At 59.0% G+C, this 12,430-nt stretch carries 13 protein-coding genes; 10 read left to right on the top strand and 3 right to left on the bottom strand.

Annotated features, from left to right (window positions below; translation table 11 throughout):
• From PF66_RS20735 to PF66_RS20720, 4 genes are all read left to right on the top strand, one after another.
• Positions 1 to 344 (top strand): glycoside hydrolase family 19 protein (locus PF66_RS20735; RefSeq protein ID WP_342633326.1); only part of this gene is annotated, 344 nt, incomplete at its 5' end.
• Entirely contained in the window at positions 326 to 868 is a 543-nt protein-coding gene (locus PF66_RS20730) for a lysis system i-spanin subunit Rz (protein ID WP_054063711.1), read from the top strand. The genes PF66_RS20735 and PF66_RS20730, both read left to right, overlap by 19 nt.
• A 151-nt stretch (positions 869 to 1,019) precedes the next feature.
• The gene (locus PF66_RS20725) at positions 1,020 to 1,814 is read left to right on the top strand and encodes a DNA adenine methylase (protein WP_054063710.1); all 795 of its coding nucleotides are present in this window, start codon (positions 1,020 to 1,022) and stop codon (positions 1,812 to 1,814) included.
• 100 nt (positions 1,815 to 1,914) lie between these two features.
• The gene (locus PF66_RS20720; protein WP_054063709.1) at positions 1,915 to 2,958 is read left to right on the top strand and encodes a hypothetical protein; all 1,044 of its coding nucleotides are present in this window, start codon (positions 1,915 to 1,917) and stop codon (positions 2,956 to 2,958) included.
• 7 nt (positions 2,959 to 2,965) lie between these two features.
• Here the strand turns inward: PF66_RS20720 and PF66_RS20715 are convergent, their stop codons facing one another.
• The gene (locus PF66_RS20715) at positions 2,966 to 3,676 is read right to left on the bottom strand and encodes a hypothetical protein (protein ID WP_054063708.1); all 711 of its coding nucleotides are present in this window, start codon (positions 3,674 to 3,676) and stop codon (positions 2,966 to 2,968) included.
• Positions 3,677 to 3,945: 269 nt separating this feature from the next.
• Here PF66_RS20715 and PF66_RS20710 point away from each other — a divergent pair, with 269 nt between their 5' ends.
• Positions 3,946 to 5,046, top strand: a complete 1,101-nt coding sequence (locus PF66_RS20710; protein WP_054063707.1) for a DUF3800 domain-containing protein — start codon at positions 3,946 to 3,948, stop codon at positions 5,044 to 5,046.
• Positions 5,047 to 5,818: 772 nt separating this feature from the next.
• Here PF66_RS20710 and PF66_RS34005 read toward each other — a convergent pair.
• On the bottom strand, positions 5,819 to 6,154 hold the full coding sequence (locus PF66_RS34005; protein WP_425357910.1) for a DUF7693 family protein: 336 nt from the start codon (positions 6,152 to 6,154) through the stop codon (positions 5,819 to 5,821).
• Between the two features lie 234 nt (positions 6,155 to 6,388).
• Between PF66_RS34005 and PF66_RS20700 the strand changes: the two genes are divergently transcribed.
• Together PF66_RS20700 and PF66_RS20695 are read left to right on the top strand one after the other, a co-directional pair.
• On the top strand, positions 6,389 to 6,739 hold the full coding sequence (locus PF66_RS20700; protein WP_054063705.1) for a DUF3147 family protein: 351 nt from the start codon (positions 6,389 to 6,391) through the stop codon (positions 6,737 to 6,739).
• A 59-nt stretch (positions 6,740 to 6,798) separates the two neighbouring features.
• Positions 6,799 to 7,092 (top strand): metal-sensing transcriptional repressor, encoded by a 294-nt coding sequence (locus PF66_RS20695; RefSeq protein ID WP_054056584.1) that lies wholly within the window; start codon positions 6,799 to 6,801, stop codon positions 7,090 to 7,092.
• Between the two features lie 35 nt (positions 7,093 to 7,127).
• Here the strand turns inward: PF66_RS20695 and PF66_RS20690 are convergent, their stop codons facing one another.
• Positions 7,128 to 8,015, bottom strand: a complete 888-nt coding sequence (locus PF66_RS20690; RefSeq protein ID WP_054056583.1) for a LysR family transcriptional regulator — start codon at positions 8,013 to 8,015, stop codon at positions 7,128 to 7,130.
• Between the two features lie 206 nt (positions 8,016 to 8,221).
• Here PF66_RS20690 and PF66_RS20685 point away from each other — a divergent pair, with 206 nt between their 5' ends.
• From PF66_RS20685 to PF66_RS20675, 3 genes are read left to right on the top strand one after another with little or no spacing between them, the layout of a single operon-like run.
• Positions 8,222 to 9,607, top strand: coding sequence for a glutamine synthetase family protein (locus tag PF66_RS20685; protein ID WP_054056582.1), 1,386 nt, complete (start codon positions 8,222 to 8,224; stop codon positions 9,605 to 9,607).
• Positions 9,608 to 9,618: 11 nt separating this feature from the next.
• Positions 9,619 to 11,112 carry an aldehyde dehydrogenase gene (locus tag PF66_RS20680; protein ID WP_054063704.1) on the top strand — a complete coding sequence of 498 codons (1,494 nt, stop codon included), beginning with the start codon at positions 9,619 to 9,621 and terminating at the stop codon, positions 11,110 to 11,112.
• A 33-nt stretch (positions 11,113 to 11,145) separates the two neighbouring features.
• Complete coding sequence (locus tag PF66_RS20675; protein ID WP_054063703.1) at positions 11,146 to 12,423, top strand: NAD(P)/FAD-dependent oxidoreductase; 1,278 nt, start codon at positions 11,146 to 11,148, stop codon at positions 12,421 to 12,423.
• The last annotated feature ends 7 nt before the right edge of the window (positions 12,424 to 12,430 follow it).

The raw sequence follows: 12,430 nt of genomic DNA, 5'->3' as shown, positions 1-12,430 counted from the left end.
CCCTCGCTGCTCGCCTGGGCAATACGCCGGCCGCTGATGGTGATGGCCAGCGCTATCGCGGTCGCGGGCTGATCCAGATCACCGGCCGTTCCAACTATCGCCAGTGCAGCCTCGCGCTGTTTGGCGACGAGCGCCTGCTGCAGCAGCCGGAGCTGCTCGAACAGCCACAGTGGGCCGCCGAGTCGGCCGCGTGGTTCTGGCAGCAGCAGGGGCTCAACGAGCTGGCCGATGCCGACCAGTTCAACAGCATTACCCGCCGGATCAATGGCGGCCTGAACGGCCTGGAGGATCGCCTGCAGATCTGGGCGCGGGCGAGGGCGGTGCTATGCGCCTCCTCGAGCTGATCCCGGCACCTTACCGCCTGGTGGCCTTTGTCGTTCTGCTGGCCCTGGTGGCCGGTGGTTCGGCGGTGGCGACATGGCAGGTTCAGAACTGGCGCTATGGCCAGCAGCTGGAGCAGCAAGCTCGACTGCAGGCGGAAGCGCTCAACGAACAGTCCCGCGCCTTGGCCGCGCTGCAGCGTGCCGAGCAGGACAAGCGCCTGGCCCTGGAGCAGCGGCTTCAGGCCAGTGACCAGACCCACGCGAAGGAAATGAATGATGTGCAACAGAATCAGGCTCGCCTGCGTGATCGCCTCGCTACTGCCGATCTGCGGCTGTCAGTCCTCCTCGATCGGAGCGACCCCGTCGTCGGATGTGCGGTGCCAACCACCCCCGCCGCCGGCAGCATGGTTCATGCAGCCCCGCGAGCCCGACTTGACCCGGCGCATGCTCAACGAATTGTCGGAATCACCGACGACGGCGATCAAGGACTGATCGCGCTGCAGGCCTGCCAGGCCTATGTGAAGGAAGTTTCAACCCCGCAATAAAAGGAGCGGCCGGTCTGGGTGTTGCTGCACCCAAACCGACCGCCGTCCCCCGCAGCTGATCCCTGCAAGGTCCAGCCAAGGCTCCTGCTTCGTGCACAAAGCGCGAGGAGCCTAGCACCTGTTTATCTATACAGTAAAGGTCTTGCTATCAATGTCCTCTCCGATTGTTCCCTGGATGGGCGGCAAACGCCGCCTGGCCGACCGCCTCATCCCTCTCTTTCCTCCCCATGAATGCTACGTCGAAGTATTTGCCGGCGGTGCTGCGCTCTACTTCATGCGTCCCCAGGCCGCGCCCGTGGAGGTCCTCAACGACCTCAACGGCGACCTGGTGACGTTGTACCGCGTTGTACAGAACCACCTCGAAGAGTTCGTGCGCCAGTTCAAGTGGGCGCTGTCGTCCCGGCAGATCTTCGAGTGGCAGAAGATGACACGCCCCGAAACGCTGACCGACATCCAGCGCGCGGCCAGGTTCTTCTACCTGCAGCAGCACGCGTTCGGCGGCAAGGTCTCCGGCCAGACGTTCGGAACCGCGACCACCGGGCCGGCCATCAACCTGCTGCGGATCGAGGAGAACCTCTCGGCCGCGTGGCAGCGTCTCGCCGGCACGTACGTCGAGAACCTCCCCTGGCTTGAGTGCGCCGAGCGCTACGATCGGGCGCATACCTTCCACTACATGGATCCGCCTTACTGGCAGACCGCCGGCTATGGCGTTGATTTCCCGTTCGAGGAGTATGAGCGGATGGCTGACTTCATGCGGCGCTGCAAGGGCAAGGTGATGGTCAGCATCAACGACCATCCGGACATCCGCCGGGTGTTTGAGAGCTTCCACTTCGAGACGGTGGATATCCGCTACACCACGGCCAATCAGCGGCAGGGAAAGGCCGAGGTGACGGGGGAGTTGGTGATCATGAACTGGGAGCCTGAGGTGTTTGGCTTGTTGTTTTAACGTTTCTTGGGGTTACGATTATGCGACAGATGAGGTTGATGTACACTGCTGTTGAATCGTACTAGTGGCTATTAATGTGGGATTAATGTAGGGATATAGTATGTTTGAAGGGTTCTTGTTGGTGCTGACATTGGCCGTTCCGGTGGTGCTTTCTGTTTTTGTTGTGGTTAGTTTGTTTGGGGTCGGTGAGTCGCCTGTTGATAGGTGTAAGTCAATATTTGTTCTTGATAGCGAAAAGGGATTAATTAATCAAGGTTTGCTATGGTTGTCCATCTTGACACCCTTGTTTATCGCGATTTCACTCGGTATGTGGGTGTGGCCAGAGTACCAGGTTGATCTTTCTTTGAGCGGTTATAAGAAATTTGTTGAGATTAGTTTGTTGTCGTTAGGTGTGGTTTCGATATCTTTGCCGTTAACTGGATTGATTGCCAGGTTTCATTCGACTAGGCAAACCGCTAGGCAGATCGAAGTCGTTAGTTTTAAAAATAATGTGGATGCTTTCTACACTCACCGAAAAGAGATGCTCGGATACTTTTCTGCCTTGGGGGAGGTTAGGTATTTAGATGTAATTACATTTTCTTACAGGATTCATCCGGTTCTACATGTTCGATTCTTTAGTGGGGCTCCGGAGAAGGGGTTTCCTAAAGTAAAGCGTGATTACTTTAATTATGTTGAAAATAGAATTCTCGCTGCCTCAAAGTTTCTCAATGGTCTTTTGCGTGGGGAGGGTGGAAGTATTGGGTTGCTGAATCTGTACATCAATGCCTGTAATGATATGTATTTGGCGTCTGAAGCTCTTGCTATTCCGGAAATATCAAATGACTTGTTTTTGAAAGGGGTGCAGATTAAGTCTAAATCAGAAGATTACGATTGTATAATTTTGGGTACTACTACTCTTGAGGCTCTTGCGGCGATTCGATATTTGAAAGGTTACTATGATAACTTGTGTGATTTTGCTGGGGTGGAACGGATGAAAATAGATGAGGGCTATGATGTCGTGTTTCGTGGAGGGCAAAAACTGCTGGATGGAAAATTGTATATTGAGGAACTTCACGAATTTGAGATAGATCAGTTGGTCGAGGATGGTCGGGCTCGTTACTGTGATAACCATCCGTTAGTTCTTAAGGGCAAGGAGCGGGAGTGATTAGGTTTCAATAGCTTTTTCTACGGGTGAAGCCTCGGCCTTTGCATTTGTGGCAGTCGTCACTGAGCGCGAATCTATCCATGCATGTAGGGCATTTTGTGAATGCTGCAGCGGCCAGCAGGGGGCGCGCTCGTTGGTAGGCTCCGAAGTCGTGGTTCTCCAAGGCGATCTGGGCGGTATCGGCTAACGCTCGGTATGCATCAGGATCATCGATGTTTGAGTACTCCCGGCCGTTGATGCGTTGGCCGATCAGTACCAAGTCGTAGACGCTGCCGTCCGGCCTTGTTACCGAGAGCCCATTCATATCCCAGACCTCGGCGTTGATGCGAAACACCAGTCTGCGTGTTCCGTTCTCAGTGATCACTTGTGCGGCCCATGGCCCTAGCTCCTCCTCGGTAGCGTCCGGGTAATAGATCATAGTGCTGATTTTGCCGATAGCGGGTCCCCCATGTCGTGGCACCAAGTCGTAGAAACCGGCCGTCATGAAGGCTGGTTCGCAGTCAATCAAGGTTTCAACGGCATGCCAGTACGCGGCGTTAGCGATCTCGTCCATCTCTAGTTTCTCGAGCGGATCGATGATCTGCGCGGCGGCCATTTCCCTGCTGATATCAAGACAGATGATTCGGTGCGCCTCGGGGTTATCCAGTCGCGACTGGTGGTTGTCGAGGTGCTGCTGCCAGTAGGCAAGCCATTCTGTTTTGGTGCGAGGGTTGATCATGCTGGGTGTGCGCCGTGAATGCTGTATGTGTATACAGTAATTCTTGCGCGAAAGGTGTGCTAATCGAGTCGACGAACAGTCGGATCAGGCTTCTGGGGCTGGTGGGAAAGCGCCTGCTATATTGGTAAGAAACGTTTTATATTGCCCATCGTCTGGGTTGCCTATCGCTTGCTCTTATAGTTATTTCGACTAAATGTAAACCGCCTATTGACGACACACCTCTAGGGTCGTATTGATGGCAGCTAGCCACCAAACAAGGACGCTGACGGATGAACCAGCAGGTTGAGCTTGACCCGGATGATGAGCAGGAGCTTAAAGGCCTCGCAATCAAGGCTAAAAATGAAGCTGAGAAAAGCAGAATCATTTCTGCGATAGCTGGCAATAGCCCAGCGCGTGTCATTGATCGAGTAGCATGGATCTTGAATCACTATCCTCGAGCACGCGACTCGGATATTCAGTGTCAACTCCTTTACTGGAAAACATTTCAGGCGGATTTATACAGCGGCGGCAATATATTAATTGAGCATTATCCAGATCTTGAAAGGCTTCACTCGATTGCTCGGTGTCGTGCCCTGGTTCAGAATACTCACGGACTTTTCATCGCTTCGCCTGAAGTAAGGCGAGCCAGAGGAAAGCTAGAGGAGGAAGAGAAACAACGCATTCTCGACGCTAGGCCGGCACACCCTGTTTATTGCATATACGCCGACGAAAGTGGAAAAACCAGCAAATATCTGCTTGTAGGTAGTCTATGGGTCCTACGTAGTTATGATACGATGAAAATCACTCGTGCCATTAACCAAAAAAAGGAACAGCTCAACTTCAAGGGTGAAATGCACTTTAAGGATATCAATGTCGGCAATGTTGACACTTACCTACAACTTCTTGGCGCAATTGTGCAGAACTCCGAAGCCGTCTCTTTCAAAGGCTTAGCAGTCGAGCGCCGTGGGCTTAAAAATATTGACGATACCTTGGTAAAAATGTTCTACCATATGACAATTTTGGGTATCAAGGAGGAAAACAAATCAGGTCGGGCTGTTTTACCTCGCAATCTGCAATTCAGAAAGGATTCCGAGGAGGAGTCGAAGGACAAGATATCTATTATGGAAATAGAACTTCAGCTAAAAAATGCCGCCAAAGCCCTATTTGACGACAATGTCTATATTGACCTCGTCGAGTCCGAGGACTCATCCATTTCTCCACTTATGCAGATTGCGGATCTGTTTGTAAGCTCCATATCCAGAGTTATGAACAAAGAGGAAGGCAAGGAAGGGCCTAAAGACATATTCGCCAAGAAGTTCTTAGAGTCATTCGGTGTCGGAACATCCAATGAGTCCTTAGAGTTCTCTGGTGACTGTGTGCGTTTCTCTTAACGCTATGGCGGACTGTTTAGTTGTCCGCCTTCTCGCGGGCCTTAATTACTCATATGCCCTAAAATTACTCTATGTGAACTGTGCAAGATTGGTTCAACATTGCCTAAAGTGGGGAGCTGTACCTCACCTCATTTGCCTCACCCCCCCCACCTCGATGGCAGACACGTCGCCTGGAAAGGCTGTTTGTCATCTGATGGTATGTTGGAGCAAGGAGTTGCTCTGGTTCGAGGTGAAAGTATTGAGTCTTTAGAAATCTGGTATGGAGAGCGGTGGTGGGTATGAGGCGAGAGCTGGATAAGGGGATCAGCGAGTGAGTTGTGGATCCAGTGCTGTTGACGGCTTGCGACGTTACGAGGCTGCGAAATCCAGTGGCGCCTCGGCTGGGAAACTACGTATGCAGACTGAGTCACTGTTTCAGGCTGTCACTGAATATCAACTTCGAGCCATGCGCGGCTCTTCATGTACCCTCCATTAGGCCGGTGGGTGGTACAAAAATGGTACGAACTTTGAGGGAGTCGCTTGTAGGCCTTGTAAATAAGGGGCTCTAGGAAGCATCTGCCCAATCCATCATCGGCGCCACGCTGAAGCGGCGCGAGGGCTCGGGGCGGGAGGAGGTAACGTCGTTCAAGGGCATGGAAAATCGGTCGCTGTGGGCGCGGCCGGCGCGAATGGGTAGGGCGCTGGCTTGAGTGGCGTGGGGCTGAATGGGGGAGTTTACCAGAATATGGGGTGGCTCACAGGAAGGGGGTAGGGTAAGAGAGCAGGATTGCGATCAAAGCGCTCTCAGTAGTCCTTCCAGCACCCTGTGCTCCCAGGTGCTGAGCAGGGCAATGGGATCAGTCCCGTATCGATCTCCAGGCGCGAGCTGCCACGTTCTCCCATCCGGGCTCTGAGTCTGCTCGCAATAGTCGAGCTTATCGCCATCGTTGCAAATCGTGATTCGCCACCCCTCGACATCGACCGCAAAGTGGCCGGTGTCGACCCCGTTCCCGGTTTGTCTGCCGGCTCTCATCATCGTTCGTCGTCCAAGAACGACATCTCGCAGCACTTGGCAGACTTCCCGTGTCGTGAGCACGCCAGTGAATACCTCATCGCAATCGCCAACCATGGTGGAAGGACTCATCGCAGCTTACCTCCGGCATACATTTTCAGAGCCTGGCGTAGCATATATTTGGAAGACGGGAGAAGGCTTACTTTTACACCTGCCGTACTTATAAAAATAAGTCCGTCCCAATTTCCCACGTCCCAATTTCCCATCAGTGTCGATAGGTATTGAGGTATCCCCCCTGGGGGGATAGGATGAGGGTATTCCCAAGCTACTACGCCCCCGGACGCCAAGCCCATGACCTGGCTACTCACCAAGTACTTCGTCACCTCCGCCATCGTCGTGCTGGTGTCGGAGTTCGCCAGGCGCAGTGACAGGCTGGGCGGGCTGGTTGCGGCGCTGCCGCTGGTGACGCTGTTGACACTGATCTGGCTGTACTATGAGCAGCAGAGCCCGGAAAAGATCGCCAATCATGCCTGGTACACCTTCTGGTACGTCGTGCCGACGCTGCCGATGTTCCTGGTGTTTCCGCTGCTGCTGGTGCGGCTGGGGTTCTGGTGGGCGCTGCTGGTCGGGATCCTGATCAGCCTGGCGGCGTTCCTGCTGTTCGCCCTGGTGTTGCGTCGATTCGGCATCGACTTGCTTTGAGCTTGGAGAGCAACCCCTCCTTGGGGGATACTGGGTGATTATTCCCGCCGGACCGTGCCATGAGCCAACCCACACCGCCGCATGACCACACGCATCAATCGCATGAGGCCATCGTGAAGCGCCTCAAGCGCGCCGAAGGTCACCTGCGCAGCATTGTCACGATGATCGAGCATGGCCGTGCCTGCGTGGATATCGCCCAGCAACTGCACGCGGTCGAAAAGGCGGTCTGCCAGGCCAAGCGTACGCTGATCCAGGATCATATCGACCATTGCCTGGAGCACGCCGTCGGTGCCTTGGCCGATGGCGAAAGGGCGCCGCTGGAAGAGTTCCGGCAGATCACCAAGTACCTGTAAGGCGCTGCGCGCCATCCGCGTGACCGGCCAGTTGTCTACTGCGCCCCGCCGGTTTCGATCATGCCCCTGAGCAGGTTGGCCATCTCATCGAACAAAATCTGCACCGAACGCAACGACAGGTTGTCCGGCCGCGTCAGCAGCCAGATATCCGTATCGCACCCCTCCAGCGGCCCGCTCAGCCGTTCCACGCCTTCCAGGCTGTTGACCATGAAGTCGGGCAGGGCCGCCACGCCCAGGCCGGCACCGACCAGGCCGCCGACCGAGGACATGCTGCTGCAACGATAGCGTGGCACCAGACCAGGGTAGACCTGCTGGCGCCATACCACCGAGATATGCTCGGCCAGGGAGTCGTTCGGGGCGATCCAGGGCTGCTCGGTGGGTGACTGCCGATAGCCCTCGCGAAAACTCGCGTGCCCGCAGACGAAGTAGGAGCTCTTGCCCAGGCGCCGTCCCACCAGGTGCTCGGGGGGCGAGTTGGACAGGCGCAGGGCAATGTCCGCGTCACGCCGGCTCAGGCTGGCGAAGTTGTTGGAGGTGGCGATCTCCAGGGAAATGGCCGGGTAGCGCGGCATCAGCGTCGAGAGCCCGGGCAGCAGCAGGCTGCGCAGCACCGCATCGGTGCAGGTCAGGCGCACCGTGCCGCTGATGACGTTTTCCCCATGGGCCAGGGCGATGCGCGCCGTCTCCAGCGCCTGCTCGGCCCGTTCGGCCTGCTCGGCGATCGCCTTGGCGCTTTCGGTGGGGGTGTAGCCGCGGCGGTTCTTGTCGAACAGCGCGACTTCCAGGTTGGCCTCCAGCTTGCGGATCGCCCGGAACACCGTCGAGACGTCCACCTGCAGTTGCTCGGCGGCCCTGGCCAGGGTGCGTCCGCGCACCAGTGCCAGCACCAGGTGCAGGTCACTGTGGGTGACTTGATATTGCATCGTTGCAATCTTCCTTTGCCAGTTTGCCGATGTGGCTTGCGTTGGTGCCACCTTATACTCGGCGTGCTACTGCGAATCAATGGCACACGGACGGGCGCGCAGGTCTGTGCAGGACCACCGCCCGCCGTTGGCCAAATAACAAATACGCTGTGCAGGCTCGCGAACCGTTTCGCCGGAGCCCGTCAGCGCCAAGGATGTACCCCGTCATGAATTCCCCAGTCTCCCCTCGTGTCGTGCAGCTCAATGAAGCGAACATCTTCCTCAAGGAGAACCCCGACATCCAGTTCGTCGACCTGCTGATCACCGACATGAACGGTGTCGTGCGTGGCAAGCGCGTCGAGCGCGGCAGCCTGCACAAGGTCTACGAGAAAGGCATCAATCTTCCCGCTTCGCTATTCGCCCTGGACATCAACGGCTCCACCGTCGAAAGTTCCGGCCTGGGCCTGGACATCGGCGATGCCGATCGCATCTGCTACCCGATCCCCAACACCCTTAGCGCCGAGCCCTGGCAGAAGCGCCCGACCGCGCAATTGCTGATGACCATGCACGAGCTTGACGGCCGGCCGTTCTTCGCCGACCCGCGGGAAGTGCTGCGGCAGGTGGTGCAGAAGTTCGATGCGCTGGGCCTGACCATCTGCGCGGCGTTCGAGCTGGAGTTCTACCTGATCGACCAGGAAAACGTGAACGGCCGGCCGCAGCCGCCACGCTCGCCGATCTCCGGCAAGCGGCCGATGTCGACCCAGGTGTACCTGATCGACGACCTCGACGAGTACGTCGACTGCCTCCAGGACATGCTCGAAGCGGCGAAGGAGCAGGGCATCCCGGCCGACGCGATCGTCAAGGAAAGCGCCCCCGCGCAATTCGAGGTCAACCTGCACCACGTTGAGGATGCGCTCAAGGCCTGCGACTACGCGGTGCTGCTCAAGCGCCTGGTGAAGAACATCGCCTACGACCACGAGATGGACTCGACCTTCATGGCCAAGCCCTATCCGGGCCAGGCCGGTAACGGCCTGCATGTGCACATCTCGCTGATCGACAAGCAGACCGGCAAGAACATCTTCGCCACCGACGACCCGCAGACCCACGCGCCGTTGCGCCACGCAATCGCCGGGGTGCTGGAAACCATGCCGGCGTCGATGGCCTTTCTCTGCCCCAACGTCAACTCCTACCGCCGTTTCGGCGCCCAGTTCTATGTGCCCAACGCGCCGAGCTGGGGCCTGGACAACCGCACCGTGGCGGTACGCGTGCCCACCGGTGGCGCCGATGCCATTCGTATCGAACACCGCGTCGCCGGTGCCGATGCCAACCCGTACCTGATGATGGCGTCGATCCTGGCCGGTATTCACCACGGCCTGACCCACCAGCTCGAACCCACCGACCCCATCGATGGCAACGCCTACGAGCAACTGGAGCAGAGCCTGCCGAACAACCTGCGCGACGCCTTGCGCGAGCTGGACGACAGCGAGGTGCTGAACCAGTACATCAGCCCCGAGTACATCGACATCTTCGTGGCGTGCAAGGAGGCCGAGATGCAGGAGTTCGAAACCACCATTTCGGACCTCGAATACAACTGGTACCTGCACACCGTCTGAGGAAGCCGGCAATGAAAGCGACAACACGTGAACAGTGGGAACAGCGCTTCAACGGCTTGAGCATCGAAGGTCGGGCCTTCATCGACGGCAGCTATCGGGACGCTGTGGCCGGTGGTTCATTCGCCAAGTCCAGCCCGGTGGACGGTCGGCTGCTGGCGGACATCGCCAGTTGCATGGCCGAAGACGCCGAGCTGGCGGTGCAGGCCGCCCGGGCCAGTTTTGAGCGCGGTGACTGGCGCAACCAGGCGCCAGCGCAACGCAAGCGCGTGCTCATCGGTTTCGCCGACCGGCTGCTGGCCCATGCCGAGGAGCTGGCGCTGCTGGAAACCCTGGACATGGGCAAGCCCATCAGCGACTCGTTGAGCATCGACGTGCCGGCGGCGGCCAACGCTCTTCGCTGGAGCGCCGAGGCCATCGACAAGGTGTATGACGAAGTCGCCCCGACGCCCCCTGACCAGTTGGGCCTGGTCACCCGTGAGCCGGTCGGCGTGGTCGCGGCCATCGTGCCGTGGAACTTCCCGCTGATGATGGCCTGCTGGAAGCTCGGCCCGGCGCTGGCCACCGGCAACTCGGTGATCCTCAAGCCTTCCGAGAAATCACCGCTCACCGCGATTCGTATCGCCCAGCTCGCGCTCGAAGCAGGCATTCCGGCGGGTGTGTTCAACGTGCTGCCGGGCTTCGGCCACACCGTCGGGCAGGCCCTGGCCCTGCACATGGACGTGGACACCCTGGTGTTCACCGGCTCCACCCGCATTGCCAAGCAACTGCTGGTCTATGCCGGCGAGTCGAACATGAAGCGGGTCTGGCTGGAGGCCGGTGGCAAGAGCCCGAACATCGTGTTTGCCGATGCGCCGGACCTGCAGGCCGCCGCCGAAGCCGCCGCCGCGGCCATCGCCTTCAACCAGGGCGAAGTGTGCATCGCCGGCTCGCGCCTGCTGGTCGAGCGCTCGGTCAAGGCCCGCTTCCTGCCCCTGGTGATTAAGGCGCTGCAACAGTGGAAACCCGGCCACGCCCTTGACCCGGACACCCGCGTCGGTGCCCTGGTCGACGACGGCCACCTGCAAACGGTGCTGGGCTTCATCGAGTCCGCCCGGCAGGAGGGGGCGCAACTGGTCAGTGGTGGCCGGCGGGCGTTGCAGGATACCGGTGGCAGCTACGTCGAGCCGACGGTCTTCGACGGCGTTGACAACGCCATGCGCATCGCTCGGGAAGAGATTTTCGGCCCGGTGCTCTCGGTCATCGATTTCGACGACGAGGCCGAAGCCGTGCGTATCGCCAACGACACCCCCTACGGCCTGGCGGCTGCCGTGTGGACGCAGAACCTGTCGCGGGCCCATCGCCTGGCGCGGGCGTTGCGCGCCGGCAGCGTGTGGGTCAACCAGTACGACGGCGGTGACATGACCGCGCCGTTTGGTGGCTTCAAGCAGTCCGGTAACGGTCGCGATAAATCGCTGCATGCCTTCGACAAATACACGGAGCTGAAGGCGACCTGGATCAAGCTCTGACGGGCATCGCTTTCATGTTCGAGGAATTTCGCTATGAACAATCACGTTGCAAGTTTCTACGCGGCGTCGCGTAACCTGAACACCGACTATCCAGCCCTCACCGAATCGGTGGAGACGGATGTCTGCATCATCGGCGCGGGCTACACAGGGCTGTCCACCGCGCTGTTCCTGCTGGAGCACGGCTTCAGGGTCACGGTGCTGGAGGCGGCCAAGGTCGGCTTCGGCGCCTCGGGCCGCAATGGCGGGCAGATCGTCAACAGCTACAGCCGCGATATCGATGTCATCGAGCGCCAGACCGGCGCCCGCCAGGCACAACTGCTGGGCGAAATGGCCTTCGAGGGCGGGCGGATCATCCGTGAGCGCGTCGCGCGCTACGGTATCGACTGCGACCTGAAGGACGGCGGTGTGTTCGCCGCCATCACCCCCAAGCAACTGGCTCACCTGGAATCGCAGAAGAAGCTCTGGGAGCGCTACGGGCACACCCAACTCGAACTGATGGACGAGCGGCGGATCCGCGAGGTGGTCGGCACCGACCGTTATGTCGGCGGCATGCTCGACATGAGCGGCGGTCACATTCATCCGCTCAACCTGGCCCTGGGTGAAGCGGCGGCCGTCGCCTCGCTGGGTGGCGCCATCCACGAACAGAGCCCGGCGACCCGGATCGAGCGGGGCGAGCACCCGGTGGTGCACACACCGAAAGGCCAGGTGCGGGCCAAGTTCGTCGTGGTGGCCGGCAACGCCTACCTCGGCGGGTTGGTGCCGGAGTTGGCTGCCAAGTCCATGCCGTGCGGTACCCAGGTGCTCGCCACCGAGCCGCTGCCCGAGGACCTGGCGCGCAGCCTGCTGCCGCAGGACTACTGCGTGGAGGACTGCAACTACCTGCTCGACTACTTCCGCCTCACCGCCGACCGCCGCCTGATCTACGGCGGTGGCGTGGTCTATGGCGCGCGTGATCCGGTGGATATCGAGGCGATCATCCGGCCGAAAATGCTCAAGACCTTCCCGCAGCTCAAGAACGTGAAGATCGATTTCACCTGGACCGGCAACTTCCTGCTGACCCTGTCGCGCCTGCCGCAGGTCGGTCGCCTGGGCGACAACATCTACTACTCCCAGGGCTGCAGTGGGCACGGTGTGACCTACACCCACCTGGCCGGCAAGGTGCTGGCCGAGGCCCTGCGCAGCCAGGCCGAGCGTTTCGACGCCCTGGCGGGCCTGACCCACTACCCCTTCCCCGGTGGTCGACTGCTGCGCGTGCCGTTCACGGCCATGGGCGCCGCCTACTACCAGTTGCGTGATCGCCTGGGTATCTGAGTGTCGG

The sequence above is a fragment of the Pseudomonas asplenii genome (genome assembly GCF_001293465.1).
GTDB lineage: Bacteria > Pseudomonadota > Gammaproteobacteria > Pseudomonadales > Pseudomonadaceae > Aquipseudomonas > Aquipseudomonas fuscovaginae_B.
This window is presented reverse-complemented; position numbering and strand designations above follow the sequence as displayed.